This is a genomic window from Streptomyces sp. NPDC001889, assembly GCF_053594535.1.
In genome coordinates, this window is record NZ_JBSFER010000001.1 from 22,614 (window position 1) to 39,914 (window position 17,301).

Annotated in this window: 12 protein-coding genes; 5 read left to right on the forward strand and 7 right to left on the reverse strand. The window is 75.6% G+C overall.

From position 1 onward, the window contains the following. Positions 1-476: 476 nt before the first annotated feature. Positions 477-1,208, forward strand: coding sequence for a class I SAM-dependent methyltransferase (locus ACWCRA_RS00055; protein WP_351545542.1), 732 nt, complete (start codon positions 477-479; stop codon positions 1,206-1,208). A gap of 82 nt (positions 1,209-1,290) precedes the next feature. Here ACWCRA_RS00055 and ACWCRA_RS00060 read toward each other — a convergent pair whose 3' ends face one another. The 4 genes from ACWCRA_RS00060 to ACWCRA_RS00075 are packed head-to-tail and all read right to left on the reverse strand — an operon-like array spanning position 1,291 to position 6,316. Continuing rightward, positions 1,291-2,445, reverse strand: coding sequence for an XdhC family protein (locus ACWCRA_RS00060; RefSeq protein WP_451066390.1), 1,155 nt, complete (start codon positions 2,443-2,445; stop codon positions 1,291-1,293). A 36-nt stretch (positions 2,446-2,481) separates the two neighbouring features. After that, entirely contained in the window at positions 2,482-4,866 is a 2,385-nt protein-coding gene (locus tag ACWCRA_RS00065) for a xanthine dehydrogenase family protein molybdopterin-binding subunit (RefSeq protein ID WP_451066391.1), read from the reverse strand. Continuing rightward, a complete protein-coding gene (locus tag ACWCRA_RS00070) occupies positions 4,863-5,417 on the reverse strand; it encodes a (2Fe-2S)-binding protein (RefSeq protein ID WP_351545549.1) in 555 nt (184 codons plus the stop codon). The genes ACWCRA_RS00065 and ACWCRA_RS00070 overlap by 4 nt, the downstream gene beginning before the upstream one ends. Beyond that, positions 5,408-6,316 (reverse strand): FAD binding domain-containing protein, encoded by a 909-nt coding sequence (locus tag ACWCRA_RS00075; protein ID WP_451066392.1) that lies wholly within the window; start codon positions 6,314-6,316, stop codon positions 5,408-5,410. The genes ACWCRA_RS00070 and ACWCRA_RS00075 overlap by 10 nt, the downstream gene beginning before the upstream one ends. Positions 6,317-6,585: 269 nt before the next feature. Between ACWCRA_RS00075 and ACWCRA_RS00080 the strand changes: the two genes are divergently transcribed. The 4 genes from ACWCRA_RS00080 to ACWCRA_RS00095 all read left to right on the forward strand — a co-directional run bounded on the left by ACWCRA_RS00080 (position 6,586) and on the right by ACWCRA_RS00095 (position 12,239). After that, positions 6,586-8,268 carry a PucR family transcriptional regulator gene (locus ACWCRA_RS00080; protein ID WP_451066607.1) on the forward strand — a complete coding sequence of 561 codons (1,683 nt, stop codon included), beginning with the start codon at positions 6,586-6,588 and terminating at the stop codon, positions 8,266-8,268. Between the two features lie 262 nt (positions 8,269-8,530). Next, on the forward strand, positions 8,531-9,583 hold the full coding sequence (locus ACWCRA_RS00085; protein WP_451066393.1) for an iron ABC transporter substrate-binding protein: 1,053 nt from the start codon (positions 8,531-8,533) through the stop codon (positions 9,581-9,583). 20 nt (positions 9,584-9,603) lie between these two features. Then, positions 9,604-11,169 (forward strand): ABC transporter permease, encoded by a 1,566-nt coding sequence (locus tag ACWCRA_RS00090; protein WP_451066394.1) that lies wholly within the window; start codon positions 9,604-9,606, stop codon positions 11,167-11,169. After that, positions 11,166-12,239: an ABC transporter ATP-binding protein gene (locus ACWCRA_RS00095; protein WP_451066395.1), complete on the forward strand. Its 1,074-nt coding sequence runs from the start codon at positions 11,166-11,168 to the stop codon at positions 12,237-12,239. The genes ACWCRA_RS00090 and ACWCRA_RS00095 overlap by 4 nt, the downstream gene beginning before the upstream one ends. 333 nt (positions 12,240-12,572) lie before the next feature. Here the strand turns inward: ACWCRA_RS00095 and ACWCRA_RS00100 are convergent, their stop codons facing one another. From ACWCRA_RS00100 to ACWCRA_RS00110, 3 genes are all read right to left on the reverse strand, one after another. Next, positions 12,573-14,222: an ABC transporter ATP-binding protein gene (locus ACWCRA_RS00100; RefSeq protein WP_351545849.1), complete on the reverse strand. Its 1,650-nt coding sequence runs from the start codon at positions 14,220-14,222 to the stop codon at positions 12,573-12,575. A gap of 77 nt (positions 14,223-14,299) precedes the next feature. Continuing rightward, complete coding sequence (locus tag ACWCRA_RS00105; RefSeq protein WP_351545553.1) at positions 14,300-16,021, reverse strand: ABC transporter ATP-binding protein/permease; 1,722 nt, start codon at positions 16,019-16,021, stop codon at positions 14,300-14,302. Further along, positions 16,018-17,301, reverse strand: a complete 1,284-nt coding sequence (locus tag ACWCRA_RS00110; RefSeq protein WP_451066396.1) for a hypothetical protein — start codon at positions 17,299-17,301, stop codon at positions 16,018-16,020. Before ACWCRA_RS00110 ends, ACWCRA_RS00105 begins: the two co-directional genes overlap by 4 nt.

The window sequence follows — 17,301 nt, forward strand, 5'->3', positions numbered from 1 at the left end:
ACGGGCGCCGGCGGAGGCGGGGAGGTGAGCCCGGCGACACTGCCGGGAGCCCGGTGGTGCGGACCCGGCGACACGACCCGGGGACGGCCGGGCGCACCGCGCCACGGCCCGTACGGAGGCGAGGAACCTCAGTCGGACTCATGGAGGTGAACGTATCCCCAGTCGTCGATCCAGTGTTCGCATTTGCTTATCGTTTACCGAGTCCTCATATGACGACTGGCCGGAATGATGCCCCGGGGAGCCAACGGAAGCTGTCCTTCCGGTCATCCGCCGCTCTGGCTCACCAGGCCGGTGGCCCGCACCGCCGTGGGCCCGGCCCCCGGCGCACACCGGCGCGCACACCCGACCGGGAAGGTTGCGTGAATGCTTCGACTCATCCGGAGAAAGGCCGGATACATAGATCGCCCCGGAGTTGTTGGTGCAATCCGCAACGATTTTCCGGGAGCCGGCCGGGCCCCGAGAGTACTGTGAAGCCGATGTTCTCCTCATCCGGCCCCACCGTCCGCGAACTCACCGTGCAGGCGCTCTCCTCGGTCGAGCGCGGATACGACCTGCTGGCCCCCTCCTTCGACGCGACCCCGTTCCGCACCCCGGACCGGCTGCTCGGTCCGGTGACCCGCGCGCTGCGGCCCCTGGGACCCTTCCGTTCGGGGCTCGACGTCTGCTGTGGCACCGGGGCGGGGGTGGAGGTGCTGCGGGGACTCTGCGAGGAGCGGGTGACCGGCGTCGACTTCAGCGCGGGCATGCTGGAGCGGGCCCGGTCGGCCCTCCCGGGGGCGGCGGGCGCCCCCGGTGTCCACTGGGTGCGCGCGGACGCCCGGGCGCTGCCCTTCGCCCCGGCCTTCGATCTGGTGACCAGCTTCGGCGCGTTCGGCCACTTCCTGCCCGGGGAGCGCCCGGCGCTCTTCTCCGGTGTGCGCCGGTCCCTGCGCCCCGGGGGCGTGTTCGCCTTTCCGCTGCCCGCGCCGCCGCCGGTGGGCTCGCGGCTCTACTGGTCGCTGTGGGCGTTCGACGCGGCGATGCGGGTCCGGAACGCGGTGTGGCGGCCCTCCTTCGTCATGTACTACCGGACCTTCCGGCTCACCGGGGTGCTGGACGACCTCGCGGGCGCGGGCTTCTCGGTGGAGCTGCGCGCGCTGGAGGAGCTGGGCCGGCGCCCGGACGGCAGCCCGCGCTGCCGTCTGGTGGTGGCCCGCCGCCCCGTCTGACCCCGGCCCGGCCGCCGCCCCGGCTCCCGGGCGGCCGGCCTCCCCGGCACCCGGCCTCACGGGCTCCCAAGCTCCCAGGCTCCTAGGCGACCGAGCCGATGCGGCCGGGTGCCGGGCGCGGGCCGTCGTGGTGGATGGGGACCCGCGCCCCGGTCAGGGGGACACCGCTGCCGCCGCGCCGCTCGGCGACGATCTCGGCGGCGATGGAGAGGGCCGTCTCCTGCGGTGTGCGGGCCCCGAGGTCGAGCCCGATGGGGCCGCGCAGCCTGGCCAGCGCCTCCTCGGGGACTCCGGCCTCGCGCAGCCGTCGCCGGCGGTCCTCGTGGGTGCGGCGGGAGCCCATGGCGCCGATGTAGGCGACGGGCAGCGTCAGCGCGCGGGTGAGCAGCGGGATGTCGAACTTCGGGTCGTGGGTGAGCACGCACAGGACGGAGCGGGCGTCGGTGCGGGTGGCGGCGAGATACCGGTGCGGCCAGTCGACGACGACCTCGTCCGCGTCGGGGAAGCGGGCCCGGGTCGCGAAGACGGGCCGGGCGTCGCAGACGGTGACCCGGTAGCCGAGGAAGCGGCCGGCCGAGGTGAGCGCCGCCGCGAAGTCGACCGCGCCGAAGACGATCATCCGGGGGGCGGGGAGGGCGGTCTCCACCAGCAGGACGGAGCGGGAGCCGCGGCGGTCGCCGTCCGCGCCGACGGCGACCGTACCGGTGCGGCCGGCGTCCAGCATCGCCCCCGCCTCCCGCGCGGCGCGGGTGTCGAGCCCGGCGGACCCGCCGAGGGTGCCCTCGTACCCGCCGCCGGGCCGGACCAGCAGGGCGCCACCGGCCGGTGCCGCGGCCCCCTCGGCGACACGGACCAGGGCCAGGGCCTCGCCCCGGGCGGCCGAGGCGAGGGCGCGCGCGAGGAGTTCCCTCGTACCGCCGCCGGCCGCGGGCACCGGGGTGACGAGGATGTCGATGGCACCGCCGCAGGTCAGCCCGGCCGCCAGGGCGCTGTCGTCGCTCCGGCCGAAGCTCTCGCGCAGGGGTTCGCCGTCGCGCAGGGCCTGTCGGCACAGTTCGTACACCGCGCCCTCGACACAGCCGCCGGAGACCGAACCGATGACCTCGCCGCCGGCGTCCACCGCGAGGGCGGCGCCCGGCCGGCGCGGGGCGCTGCCGGTGACGGCGGCCACGGTGGCGACGGCGAAGGCACGGCCCTGCCGGACCCACCGGCTCAGCTCGTCGGCGATGTCCAGCATGGCGGTCTCCTCGGGGTGCGGCCGGCGCTGCGGTGCTCAGGTGCCGGTGAGGTGCTCGGGCCGGACCGGGGTCCGGTTGAGTTCCAGGCCGGTGGCGTCGCGGATCGCCGCGAGGACGGCCGGGGTGGAGGACAGGGTCGGGGCCTCGCCGACGCCGCGCAGCCCGTAGGGGCTGTGGCTGTCGGCGAGTTCGAGGATGTCGACGGGGATGGCCGGGGTGTCGAGGATGGTGGGGATCAGATAGTCGGTGAAGGACGGGTTGCGGACCCGCGCGGTCTCCGGGTCGATCAGGATCTCCTCCATGACCGCCATTCCGAGGCCCTGGGTGGTGCCGCCCTGGATCTGGCCGGCGACGGCGAGCGGGTTGAGCGCCTTGCCGACGTCCTGGGCGCAGGCCAGTTCGACCACCTTCACCAGGCCGAGTTCGGTGTCGACCTCGACGACCGCGCGGTGGGCGGCGAAGGAGTGCTGCACATGGCCGTGGCCCTGTCCGGTGACCCGGTCGAAGGGCTCCGTGGGCCGGTGCCGCCACTCCACCTCCGCCTCGACCACCGCGTCGGCGAGGACCTCGGCGAGATCGGCGAGCGGTTCGCCGCCGTCGGTGACGACCCTGCCGCCCTCCAGGCGCAGTCCGGCGGTGGCCCAGGCGGGGTGGGCGGCGCCGAATCTGCGCCGGCCCAGCTCCAGGACCTGCTCCCGGACCCGCTCGCAGGCGTGCCGGACGGCCCCGCCGGTGACATAGGTCTGGCGGGAGGCGGAGGTGCCGCCGGCCGATCCGATGCGGGTGTCGGCGGGCTCGATGGTGACCTGGGCGATGCCCAGTTCGGTGCGGGCGATCTGGGCGTGGACGGTGACTCCGCCCTGACCGACCTCGGCCATCGCGGTGTGGACGGTCGCCGCGGGCACCCCGCCGACCGCGGCGACGCGGACCCGGGCGGTGGAGTAGTCGTCGAAGCCCTCGGAGAAGCCGACGTTCTTGATGCCCACCGCGTAGCCGACGCCCCGGACGACGCCCTCGCCGTGGGTGGTGTTGGAGAGGCCGCCGGGCAGGGCGCGGACATCCGGGGCTCCGCCGGCGACCTCCCACGGGCGCTCGGGCGGCAGCGGGCGGGCCTTGACCCGGCGGAGCAGTTCGGCGACGGGCGCCGGGGAGTCCACGGGCTGTCCGGTGGGCAGCAGGGTGCCCTGTTCCATGGCGTTGAGCCGGCGGAACTCCACCGGGTCCAGGCCCAGTCTCGCCGCGACCCGGTCCATCTGGGCCTCGTACGCGAAGCAGGCCTGGACCGCGCCGAAGCCGCGCATGGCCCCGCAGGGCGGGTTGTTGGTGTAGAGGGCGAGGGCCTCGATGTCGACGTGGTCGACGGCGTAGGGGCCGATGGAGAGGGAGGCGGCGTTGCCGGTGACGGCGGGGGACGAGGAGGCGTAGGCGCCGCCGTCGAGGACGATCCGGCAGCGGACGTGGGTGAGCCGGCCGTCGCGGGTCGCGCCGTGTTCGTAGCTGAGGCGGGCGGGGTGCCGGTGGACATGCCCGAAGAAGGACTCGAACCGGTTGTAGACCATTTTGATGGGTCTTCCGGTGCGCAGGGCGAGCAGACAGGCGTGGATCTGCATCGACAGATCCTCCCGGCCGCCGAAGGCGCCGCCGACGCCGGAGAGGGTCATCCGCACCTTCTCCTCGGGCAGTCCGAGGACGGGGGCGATCTGGGCGAGGTCGGAGTGGAGCCACTGGGTGGCGATGTACAGCTCCACGCCGCCGTCGTCGGCGGGGACGGCGAGCCCGGACTCGGGGCCCAGGAACGCCTGGTCCTGCATGCCGAAGACGTACTCGCCGCGCACGATCACATCGGCGCGGAGCGCGGCGGCCCCGGCGTCGCCCCGGACGATGGGCTGGCGGTGGACGACATTGGGGTGCGGCACATGCGGGGCGTGGTGGTCGGTGCGGTGCTCGTGGACGAGGGGCGCGCCGGGCGCGGTGGCGGACGCCTCGTCGGTGACCAGCGGCAGCGGGGCGTACTCGACTCTGATCCTCGCGGCGGCCCGGCGGGCGGTCTCGGGGTGGTCGGCGGCGACGAGGGCGACGGGTTCGCCGTGGTGGCGGACCTTGCCGTGGGCGAGTACGGGGGTGTCCCGGATCTCCAGTCCGTAGTGCTTGACCGGTGCGGGCAGGTCGTCGTGGGTGAGGACGGCGTGCACCCCGGGGGTGGCGAGGGCCTCGGAGATGTCGATGGCGCGGATGGCGGCGTGGGCGGTGGTGGAGCGCAGGGTGTGGCCCCAGAGCATGGACTCGTGCCACATGTCGGAGGCGTAGGCGAACTCGCCGGTGACCTTGAGCAGGCCGTCGGGGCGGAGGGTGGACTCGCCGATGCCGCCCGTGGTGGGGGTGGACTGGGTGAGGCCGCCGGGGGTGCCGCCGGGGTTCACCGGTCGCCGCCTTCCTGGCGCGCGGCGGCGAGCCGGACGGCGTCGAGGATCTTCTCGTAGCCGGTGCAGCGGCAGAGGTTGCCGGAGAGGGCCTCGCGGATGTCGGCGTCGGACGGCCGGGGGGTGCGTTCCAGCAGGTCGTCGGCGGCGACCAGCAGGCCGGGGGTGCAGAAGCCGCACTGGACGGCCCCGGCGTCGATGAAGGCGCGCTGGACGGCGGAGAGGGGGGCTCCCGGGTCGGTGGGGGTCCACTGCCGGGCGTCCTGGAGGCAGGTGCCGGGGGCGGTCCGCCCGGCGCGCCGGGCGGCGTGGTCGGCGAGCCCTTCGACGGTGACGATGTCACGGCCCTCGGCCTGGCCCGCGGCGACCAGGCAGGAGCAGACGGCCACTCCGTCGAGCCGGACCGTGCAGGAGCCGCACTCGCCCTGCTCGCAGGCGTTTTTCGAGCCGGGGAGACCGAGGCGCTCACGCAGGAGGTAGAGCAGGCTCTCGCCCTCCCACACATCGTCGGCCCGCTGGGGGCGGCCGTTGACCGTCAGATTCACCCGCATGGGGCACTCCCCTTCCCGCTGTTCTCCCCGCTGTTCTTCCCGCCGTACGACGCCCAGGTCCAGGTCAGGGTGCGGCGGGCCATGACACCCACCGCGTGGCGGCGGTAGGCGGCGGTGCCGCGCACATCGTCGATGGGCCGGCAGCCGTCGGCGGCGAGCCGGGCGAACCGGCAGGTGATCGAGGGGGTGAGGGGTTTGCGGCTCTCCCAGAAGCCGCCGTCCTCCAGGGCGGCGCCGAGGAACTCCTCCGCCGCCGCGGCCCGCACGGGGGTGGGGGCCGCGGAGCCGATGCCGGTGCGGACCGTGCGGCCGCGGGGATGGAGGGCGAGGCCGAAGGCGCAGACGGCGATCACCATGGCGTTGCGGGTGCCGACCTTGGAGAACTGCTGGGGTCCGTCGGCGGTGGCGATGTGGACGGCTCTGATCAGTTCGTCGGGGGCCAGCGCGTTGCGTTTGACGCCGGTGTAGAAGGCGTCGATGGGGATGCGGCGGCTGCCGCGCACCGACGCGGCCTCGACCTCGGCGCCGGCCGCGAGCAGCGCCGGATGGGCGTCCCCGGCGGGGGAGGCGGTGCCCAGGTTGCCGCCGACGCCGCCCCGGTTGCGGATCTGCGGGGAGGCCACGGTGTGCGCGGCGAGCGCGAGCCCCGGCAGCGGGGTGCGCAGCTCCTCCAGGATGCGGGTGTACGGGACGGACGCGCCGAGCCGGACGGTGGACTCGCCGGTCTCCCACTCCTGGAGTTCGGTGATCCGGCCGAGGTCCAGGAGGTACTCGGGTCTGCGGTGGTCGAAGTTGATCTCGACCATCACATCGGTGCCGCCCGCGATGGGCACGGCGGTGGGGTGCGCCGCCTTCGCGGCGAGCGCCTCCTCCCAGGTGGCGGGGCGAAGGAAGTCCATGAAGGCTCATTTCTGCGTCACCGCGCGGCGGCAGTCGCCGCACCGGGGCCGGCCCCGCGCTGCCGGTGTGATCCGGGTCTCCGTCCCTGTATCAGTACACAGCGGGCGCCGGGCCCGGAGCAGTCACCGAAACCATGAAGGAATTGGCTGGCCACCACGGGCATCTTGTAGATTCGAACGAAAAGCGGGGTTCGGTCGTGGAGCTGATCCCCCAGGGACACCGTGGCCACACGCCACTGGCGAGAACACGACGGATCGGCGAGGGCGAGATGCGGCTGCGCGCACTGCTGGAGAACGACGCGCTGGGGCTGCGGCTGCTCGGCGGCGGGGACGAGCTGGACCGCGGGGTGCGCGGGGTGATGACCACGGATCTGCGGGACCCGAGCCGCTATCTGTCGGGCGGGGAGCTGGTGCTGACGGGGCTGGCGTGGCGGCACTCGCCCGAGGACTCCGAGCCCTTCGTACGGATTCTGGCGGCGGCGCAGGTCGCCGCGGTGGCGGCGGGCGAGGCGGAGCTGGGCGCGGTCCCGGAGGATCTGGTGGCGGCGTGCGAGCGCCACCGGCTGCCGCTGTTCGCGGTCAACGAGTCCGTGGCCTTCGCGACGATCACCGAGTACGTGGTGCGCCAGGTCTCCGGCGAGCGGGCCGGGGATCTGGCCGCGGTGGTGGACCGGCACCGGCGGCTGATGACCTCCGGTCCGGCGGGCGGGGGACCGGACGCCGTCCTCGATCTCCTCGGCTCCGATCTGGATCTGCGGGCCTGGGTGCTCTCGCCGACGGGGCGGCTGATCGCGGGGGCGGAGGGGCCGCCGCCCGCACCGGTGCGGGCGGCGCTGGCGGGTGACCATCTGGCGGCGGTCCGGGGAGGGCGGCCGGGGCCGCACCGGGCGGTGGTGGAGTCCACGACGTACTCCCTCTTCCCGGTCGGCGGGGCGGCCGGGAAGGGCGCGGTGCCGGGCGCGGCCGATGCGCGCGGGAGCGTGCTCTCCGGCTGGCTGCTGGCGGTGGAGGCCGACGCGGGCGACTGGCCCGCCGAGCGGCTCGACCTGCTCCAGGGGGTGACCCAGCTGATCGCGGTGGAGCGCGAGCGGCGGGAGGCCGACCGGACGGTCCGCAGAAGGCTCGCCCAGGAGGTTCTGGAGCTGGTCCAGACAAGTGCGGCGCCCGCCGAGATCGCGGCGCGGCTGCGGGCGGCGGCGCCGGTGCTGCTGCCGGGGCTGGAGGCGGCCCCGCACTGGCAGGTGGTGGTCGCCCGGGTCGAGTGGGAGTCCGGGGAGGCCGGGGCGGAGACGGGAGCCGCCGCGCAGGCCCTGCTGGAGGAGATCCTGGTCGACCCGGCCGCCCCGGGGCCGGAGCCGGCCGACCGGATCGCGGTGGCCCGGGCCGGGGGCGAGGCGATCGCCCTGCTGCCGCTGCCGCCCGCTCCTTCGGCGGAGGGCGCCCCGGCGGTCCATGAGGGGCTGCACGCGGACGCCCTCCTCGCCTCGGTCGGGGAGCCGCTGACGGCCGGGCTCGCCGGGGACGGGCGGCTGACGATCGGGGTGAGCGCCTCGGTCAGCTCGGCGGAGGGGCTGCGGGGGGCGCTGGAGGAGGCGCGGCACGCGCGGCGGGTGGCGGCGGCGCGCCCGGGGCGGGTCTCGGCGGCCGGTCACCACGAGCTGGCGTCGCATGTGCTGCTGCTCCCGTTCGTCCCGGACGATGTGCGGCGGGCCTTCACGGCCCGGCTGCTGGACCCGCTGCGGGAGTACGACCGCCGCCACCGGGCGGAGCTGGTGCCGACGCTGGAGGCGTTTCTGGAGAGCGACGGGTCGTGGACGCGGTGCGCGCAGCGGCTCCACCTGCATGTGAACACCCTGCGGTACCGTGTCGGCCGCATCGAGCAGCTGACGGGCCGTGACTTGTCACGACTTGAGGACAAGCTGGACTTCTTTCTGGCACTGCGGATGAGCTGAACCGGAGGGAAGATCCCTTTCCCATGGCTGCCGGCTCACCGGCCATCACCCTCCCTTCCGGCCAACCCTCCACCCCTGGTGGCCACTTGGCCGTTCTGACCAGCGGGAACCCTCGGCGGTCCGGTCGGCTGGTAAGGCCCAATGGCCGAAATTGACAGTTAGGGAAGCCTCACCATATTCCTATGGGGTCCCGCAGTAGTCCCCGTGTCCCGCCGCTGTGCCCTCGCATCCGGCGCTGCCGCGGGCCGTTCAGGAGGCTTCCATGTCACGCCCGTCAGTCCGTCGCGGAACCGCTCTCGCTCTCTCCGTGCTGCTCCTTCCCGTACTCGCCGCCTGCGGCGGCACGGACGACAAGAAGGACGAGAAGGGCGCAGCGAAGGAGGGCTCCGACGAGCTGGTCGTCTACTCGGGCCGCAACGAGGAGCTGATCTCCCCGATCCTGGACAAGCTGGAGAAGGCCACCGGCACCAAGGTCGAGGTCCGCTACGGCGACAGCGCCGAGCTCGCCGCCCAGATCCTGGAGGAGGGGGACCGCACCAAGGCCGGGCTGTTCTTCTCCCAGGACGCCGGCGCCCTCGGCGCGCTCTCGCAGGCGAAGATGCTGGCCAAGCTCCCGCAGAAGTCCCTGGACAAGGTGGACGCGGCCTTCCGCGGCGGCGAGGACGACTGGGTCGGTGTCTCCGGCCGCTCCCGTGTGATCGCCTACAACCCGAAGAAGGCCGAGAAGGCCCCGGACAGCGTGCACGAGCTGACGAAGCCCGAGTGGAAGGGCAAGGTCGGCTACGCGCCCACCAACGCCTCCTTCCAGGCGTTCGTCACCGGTATGCGCGTCCTGGAGGGCGACGACGCCACCCTGAAGTGGCTCAAGGCCCTCAAGGCCAACGGCGCCAAGGCGTACGCCAAGAACGGCGTGGTCCTGGACGCGGTGGACAAGGGCGAGGTCTCCCTCGGTCTGATCAACCACTACTACTGGTACGAGAAGGTCGCCGAGGTCGGCGCCGACAAGGTCAACGCCAAGATCCACTTCCTGCCGGGCGGTGACCCGGGCGCACTGATCAACGCGGCCGGCGTCGGTGTCCTCAAGAACGGCGGGCAGAGCGCGGCGGCCGAGAAGGCCGTCGACTACCTGCTCTCCGCCGAGGCGCAGAACTACTTCGCCGAGGAGACCTCCGAGTACCCGCTGGCCTCCGGTGTCACCAGCACGGTGAAGGGCCTTCCCTCGCTCGACTCGCTGGACGCCCCGGAGATCGACCTGGGCAAGCTGGAGTCCCTCCAGGAGACCCTGACCATGCTCAAGGAAGCCGGAATGGTCTGACCCCTCCGCACTCCGTCCCCATGAGCACTCCCGGTTCACGGACCGCCCGCCGTCCGGCCGCCGCGTTTCTCGCGGCGGCCGGACGGCGGCGTCCGCCCCTCGTCCTGCTGCTCCCGGCCACGGCGGCGGCGCTCCTCGCGCTGCTGCCGCTCGGGTATCTCGGCGTGCGCGCCCTGGAACACGGCTGGGGGTACGCCTGGGACCTGGTCACCGAAGCGCGGACCCTGGAACTCCTCGGCCGCAGCCTCGGGCTGACCGCCATCGTCGTCACCGCGTGCCTGGTGCTCGGCGTCTCCCTCGCCTGGCTGACCGTCCGCACCACCCTGCCCGGCCGCTCGGTGTGGGCCGTCCTCGCCACCCTGCCGCTGGCCGTGCCCAGCTATGTCGCGGCCTTCACCTGGATCTCCGCCGCGCCCTCCCTCGCCGGGCTGCCCGGCGCGGCGATCACCCTGACCTGTGCCTGCTTCCCCTATGTCTTTCTGCCCGTGGCCGCCGCGCTGCGCGGCATCGACCCCGCGCAGGAGGAGGCGGCGCGCTCGCTCGGCAGCGGTTCGGCGCGCACCTTCTGGCGGGTCACCGTGCCCCAGCTGCGGCCCGCCGCGGCCGGCGGGTCGATTCTCGTGGCGCTCTATGTGCTCTCCGACTTCGGGTCGGTCTCCATCACCCGGTACGACACCTTCACCCGGGCGATCCACTCCTCGTACCAGGCCAGCTTCGACCGGACCCCGGCGGCCGTTCTCGGCTGTGTCCTGGTCGCCATGACCGTGCTGCTGGTGCTGGCGGAGAACCGCACCCGCGGCCGGGCGGGCCATGCCCGCACCGGTCGCGGCAGCGCCCGGCCACCGGCCCGGCTCCGGCTCGGCCGGTGGACGGTCCCCGCGCTGGCCTGGACCGGCGCGGTCGCCGCCGCGACCGTGGGGTTCCCGCTGGCCACCCTCGGCTACTGGCTCGCCATCGGCGAGTCCGCCGACTGGAACCCCGAGCGGCTCTGGTCCGCGACGCTCTCCACGGTGACCGTCGCCGCCGCCGGAGCCGCCGTCACCACCCTGCTCGCCCTGCCCGTCGGGGTGCTCTCCGCCCGCCACCGGGGACGCGCGGCCCGGCTTCTCGAACAGTCCGTGTACGCGGGCCATGCCGTGCCCGGGATCACCGTGGGTCTCGCCCTGGTGTTCTTCTCGGTCCGGTACGCCTATCCGCTCTACCAGGAGATGCCGCTCCTGATCGCCGCGTACGTGGTGCTGTTCCTGCCGGTCGCCGTCGCCTCCGCGCGCGCCGCCGTGCTCCAGTCGCCGCCCGTCCTGGAGGAGGTCGCCCGCTCGCTGGGCCGCTCCCCGCTGCGGGTCCTGCGTGAGATCACCGTGCCGCTCGCGGCCCCCGGGATCGGGGCCGGAGCCGCCCTCACCTTCGTCGTGATCATGAAGGAGCTGCCGGCGACCCTGCTGCTCCGCCCGACCGGTACCGACACCCTCGCCACCCGGCTGTGGACCGAGACCGGGGCGGGCGCGTTCGCCGGGGCCGCGCCCTACGCGGCGGCCATCGTGCTGCTCGCCGCCATCCCCTCCTACCTCCTCGGAAGGCGCTCATGACCGGACTGCGCGTGACCTCGGTGACGACTTCGTACGGGCGCGGCGTCCGGGTGCTCGACGGGCTGGACCTCACGGTCCCGGAGGGTGAGCTGACCGCCGTGCTCGGGCCGTCCGGCTGCGGGAAGACCACGCTGCTGCGGGTGGTCGCCGGGTTCCTCGCCCCCGACGCGGGAGAGGTGGCCGTCGGCGGGCGCACGGTCAGCGGACCGGGCGTCCAGGTGCCGCCGGAACGGCGCGGTGTGGGGATCGTCGCCCAGGAGGGCGCGCTCTTCCCGCATCTGAGTGTCGCCCGCAACGTGGCCTTCGGCCTCCGGTCGGCGGGGCGGACCGAGCGCCGGGCCCGCACCGCGGAGCTGCTGGGGCTGGTGGGCCTCGGGGAGTACGGGGAGCGGATGCCGCACGAGCTGTCCGGCGGGCAGCAGCAGCGGGTCGCCCTGGCCCGCGCGCTGGCGCCGCGTCCCGCGCTGGTCCTGCTGGACGAGCCGTTCAGCGCTCTGGACAGCGGGCTGCGCGCGGGGCTGCGCTCCGATGTGCGCGGCGCGCTGCGGGCCGCCGGAGCGACGGCGCTCCTCGTCACCCACGATCAGGAGGAGGCGCTGTCGGCGGCGGACCGGGTCGCGGTCATCCGCGACGGGAGAGTGGTCCAGTCCGGGACGCCGCAGGAGCTGTACACCCATCCGGCCGACCCGTGGGTGGCCGCTTTCGTCGGCGACGCGGTCGTCCTGCCGGCCTCCGCCGAGTCGGGCCACGCCGTGACCGCCCTCGGCCGGGTCGCCCTCTCCGGGGCTCCGGTCACGGGGGCGGCGCGGGGCACCGTGGCGCTCCGTCCCGAGCAGCTCCGCCTCACCTCCCCGGAGGGGGCAGCGGTCCTGGGCCGTGTGAGCGAGGTCCGGTACCACGGTCACGAGGCACTGATACTGCTCGACGTCCCGGCCGTGGAGGCCCCGGTCACGGTCCGTACCTCCGCCCTGGTCACGGTGCGCCCCGGTGACGAGTCCGGCGTCCGGATCACCGGCTCAGCCACATTCCACCCTCAGCCGGGCGGGCCCCCGCCCAAGAATGCCCCCTGAGCACAGGCCCCAGCGCGGGCAGGACGCGGCCCGTCCGGGGGCACCTCCCAGAGACAGCTCTGGGGAAGCTCAAGGACGGCCCCCGCACCACGGGTAGCCCGAGCAAACCCAGCCCGTCCGGGGGCACCTCCCGGAGGCAGCTCTGGGGGAGTTTGAGGACGGACCCTGTGCCACAGGAGGCACCCGAGCAAAAGCCAGCCCGTCTGGGGGCACCTCCCAGAGGCAGCTCTGCGGGAGCCCGAGGACGGACCCCGCCCCCCGGGCGCCCGGGCCGGACACAGCAGCCCGCCCGGCGCTTGAGGGCGGGGTCCCGCGCGACGGGGGGCGCCGGGGTCATGAGGTGGCGGAGGTCAGGCTTCGGAAGGGGCCCTCCCGGGCCGACAGCTCCTCCCACTCCCCCTCCTCCACCACCCTCCCCCCCTCCAGCACCGCCACCCTCCCCGCCCGCCGGATCGTCCGCGCCCGGTGCGCGATCACCACCGTCGTGCACGACGGCAGCCCCGCCGCCACCTCCGCCTCCCCCACCCCGTCCAGCCGGGCCGTCGTCTCGTCCAGAATCAGCACCCTGGGCTCGGTCAGCAGCGCCCGGGCCAGCGCCACCCGGGCGCGCTGGCCGCCCGAGAGCGTCGCCCCCCGCTCACCCACCGGGGTCCCGTACCCCTGGGGCAGGGCGAGCGCGATCCGGTCCACCCCGGTCGCCGCCGCCACCTCCCGCAGCCGCCCGTCGCTCGCGTCGGGCGCGCCGAGCCGGAGGTTGTCCGCCAGGGTTCCGTGGAACAGCGGCGCGTCCTGCCCCACCACGGCCACCGTCCGCCGCAGCTCCCGCTCCGGGATCTCCCGCAGATCGACGCTCTCACCGCCCTCCCCCACCAGCTCCACGCTCCCCTCCACCGGGTCCCAGAACCGCGCCAGCAGATGCGCGCAGGTCGACTTCCCCGCCCCGGAGGCCCCGACCAGCGCCAGCGTCCGGCCCGCCGGGACGGACAGGTCGAGTCCGTCGAGCACCGGCGCCCCGCCGTAGTCGAAGCGGACGCCCCGGAGCCGTATCCCGAGCGGCCCCGGCGGCACGGCACCCGGCGCCGACGGCTCCGGCGCCCCGGCGGGCGCCCGTACCGCCGCGCCCACCCGCGCCGCCGCGGCCCGCAGCCCGGCCGCCTGCCCCAGCGCCGCCGCCGAGTCGGCCACCGGGGCCAGCACCCCGAGCGCCAGCGCCATCGCGGCCGGCGCCCAGGCCCCGGGCACCCGCCACCCGGCGACCACGACCACCCCCACGACCGCCGCCACCACCAGCAGATCGCGGACCGCCGCCGCGTCCGCCTCCCGGGACTGCTCGGCCCGCTGGGCCTCCCCGAGCCGCCGCCCGGCGGCCCGCAGCCGCGCACGCCGCGCCTCCAGCGCCCCGAAGGCGAGGAGTTCCCGCAGCCCGTCGACGCTCTCCACCGCGTCGGCGGAGAGACGGGCCGCCGCCTCCCGGGTGCGGGCCGCCCGCGCCGCGCGCCCCCGTCCCTCCAGCAGCGGCCCGAGCGCCAGCAGACCGGCGACCGGCAGCACGGCCGCCGCCAGCCATGGCTCCACCGCCGCGAGCACCGCCACCCCGCTCCCGAACACCACACCCGAGGCGAGCAGTTGCGCCACGGCGTGGGCGTAGAAGAACTCCAGCGCCTCCACATCCCCCATCGCCGCCGACGCGAGATCCCCGCTGCGCCGCCCGGCGATCCGCGCGGGCGCGCTCCGCGCCAGCCCGTCGAAGACCCGGATGCGCAGCTCGGCGAGGACCCGGTAGGCGAGATCGTGCGAGAGGTCCATCTCCCACCAGGTGGCGAACGCCCGCAGCAGCACCAGGCCGATGAGCGCGGCGAGCACCCCGGGCCCGGGCGGCGCCGACTCCAGGACCGCCGTGCCGACGGTGTGGGCGGCGAGGGCGACCAGCGCCACGAGCGCCGACTGCCCGGCGAGCGCGGCACAGACCGTCCGTACGGTCATGCCCCGGTGCGCCCCGAGGACCGGCAGCAGCGCGCGCAGCGCACCGGACGGGGGCGTGTGTGTCTGAAGGGTGGCGCTCACGCGGCCCGCACCGCCTCGACCAGCCGTGCGTACACCCCGTCGCGGGCGAGCAGTTCGCCGTGCCCGCCGACCGCCTCCACCCGTCCGCCGTCGAGGACCACGATCCGGTCGGCGTGCCGCACGGACGCCAGCCGGTGGGCGACGACCAGACAGGTCCGCCCCTCGGCCGCCCGTATCAGCTCCCGGACGATGCCGGCCTCCCGCCGTTCGTCGACCGCGCTGGTCGCCTCGTCCAGCACCAGGACGGGCGCGTCGGCCAGCAGCGCGCGGGCCAGGGCGAGGCGCTGGCGCTGCCCGCCGGAGAGCGTGGAGCCGCGCTCGCCGATCACCGTGCCGTATCCGCCGGGCAGCCCGAGTATCTCGTCGTGGATGCCCGCGGTCCGCGCCGCCGTGCGCAGTTCGGCGTCGGTGGCCTCCGGCCGGCCGAGCCGGAGGTTGGCGGCGACGGAGTCGTGGAAGAGATAGGTGTCCTGGGAGACGACGGCGATCCGGCGCCGGAGCGTCGCGAGGGTGTACGCGGTGGTGGCGGCGGTGCCCACGGCGATGTGCCCGCTGTCCGGGTCGCCGTGGCGCAGCAGCAGCCCGAGGAGGGTCGACTTGCCGGCGCCGGAGGGGCCGACGACGGCGGTGGTGCGTCCGGCGGGCGCGGTGAAGGTGACCCCGGCGAGCGCGGGTTCCCCGGCGCCCGGGTGGGTGAAGTGAACGTCCTCGAAGCGGACTTCGGGGGCGGTCGCCCAGTCGGCGGCGAGCACGCCCTCGTCGGGGACGGCGTCCGGCGCGGTGCGCAGCCGGGCGATGCCGTCCGCCGCCGAGATGCCCAGATAGCCGGCGTGCCATTCGCGGGAGAGGTCGCGTACGGGCCGGAAGCACTCGGACGCCAGCAGGAGTACGAGGTAGGTGCCGGTCGCGGCGGTCTCCCCGGAGGCCGCGGAGGCGCAGGCGACGAGGACGGCGGCCACCGTCCCGCCCTGGACGGCGAGATCGGTGATCCCGGTGTCCACGAGCGAGACCCGGAGCTTGGCGACGGTCGCGCGGTGGAGCGTCCCGGAGCGCTCCTCCAGCCGGGCCCTCACCCGGCCCACCGCTCCGGCGGCGCGGAGTTCGGGCATGCCCTGGAGGTACTCCAGATAGTCGGCGGAGAGGGCTTCGTAGGCGCCCCAGTGCTGTTGGCCGCGCCGCTCCAGCAGCCGGTCCCACCAGCGGGGCGCGAGGAGCGCGAGGACCACGGCGGGGGCGAGGACGGCCGCGGCCCAGGGTTCGACGGCGGCGACGGCGGCCAGCAGCAGGGGCGGGAGGGCGCAGGTCACCAGCGACTGCGGCAGATAGCGGGAGACATAGGCGTCGACGCCCTCCACCCCGTCCACGAGCGTCGCCCGCACGGCTCCGGCGCGGGCACCGGCCTGCCGGGGCGGCCCGGTGCGCCCGATCCGCCGCAGCAGGTCGTCGCGGAGTCCGGTGCGGACCGCCGCGCCGGCCCGGACGGCGGTGCGGCGCTGGAGCCGGGAGAGGACCGCCCGCAGCAGTACGGCCACGAGGACCCCGCCGAGCAGGGCGGGGAGCGGATCGGTGGCGCCGCGCGCGATGCCCGCGAGGGCGAGGGCGAGCAGCACGGCCTGGGCGAGATGGGTGGCGGCGACGGCGGCGAGGAGCGCGGTGGCCTGAAGCAGGGGGCGGCGGGCGGTCAGGCCCGCGCGCAGCAGCTCCGGGTGGAACATCATGAGGTCTCTTCTTCCGTGGTGGTGCGGCTGCGGCTCAGGGCGAGCCCGTGAACGACCCAGTCCCGGCCGGGCTCCTCACCGAGGGCGGCGCCCAGGTCGGCGCGTTGCCAGGAGCCGATGGGCCGGGAGGCGAGGCCGAGCGCGGTCGCGGTGAGCTGGGCCCGGCCGGCGCCGAGGCCGGCGAGGAGGTGATCCCGCAGGACGCGCCGGGGTCCGGCGCCGGAGGGGCAGCCCCGGGCGATGAGCACGGCGCCGGCCCCGGCGATCCAGCCCTGGCGGGCGGCCCAGACGGCGAGTGTCGGGAGGACCTCCCCGGTGGCGACGGCGCGGAGGCCGCCGCCGGGCGCGGACTCGGCCAGGCCCGGTTCCGCGCCGCCGAGGGCGAGGCACCAGCGCGGCCCCCGGGGCCCCGCGCTCTCGGCGGCCCGCAGCACCCGCGCGAGCGCGGCCCGGCCGGGGGGCGCGGCGAAGGAGCCGAGCACGGCGGGGCCGGCGCTCCGGCGCCGCCGGATCACCTCGGCGCGGACCCCCGCGGGTGGCGGAGCCGTCCACTCCCCGTCCGCCTCCTCGCCCAGCGCCCCCAGCACCCGCCGTGCCTCAGCCAACTCCCCCGTGCCCTCGCCTCCCCGGTCCCGGCCTCCCCCCACCGCTCTCCACCGCCCGCCTCCGCCCTCACTCACATCCACCTCCACCCGGAGCCCCGGCCCCACCACCCCGGCCGGTCCGGCGCCTGAGGGCCCGCCCGCGCCCCGGACGCCCGGGGATTCACCGCACCCCGCACCCCGGACGCCCGGGCATTCACCGCACCCGGCACCCCGGACGCCCGGGGATTCACCGCACCCGGCACCGGCGAGCACCCCCGCCACCGCGTGCCCCAGGTCCAGCACGCCCAGCACCCATCCCCGGTGCCCGTACCGCCCCACCAGCGCCTCCGGCCTCACTCCCAGCACCACGAGGGCCCCGGCGCCCGCGGGCTCCCCCGGCCCGCCCGCCCGGAACATCCGGTGACCGCGCGGGTCGTATCCGTACCGCCCCGGGGGGACCCCGTGCCCCGCGCCGAGGAGCAGGTGGGCCTCGACGGGGTGCAGGGCGCCCGCCGACGGGACCGGGCGCAGCCGGTCGCCCGCGAGGGACAGCCCGAGGACCCGGTCGAGCGGGGCGGGCAGGGCCAGAGGCTCCCCGGACCACCGGGGCCCCCCGCCCGCGTGCCCGCCCGTTCCCGGCGCGGGGACCTCCGCCGACCGCGCCCGCGCCAGTGCGCGGTGTATCAGCGACGACAT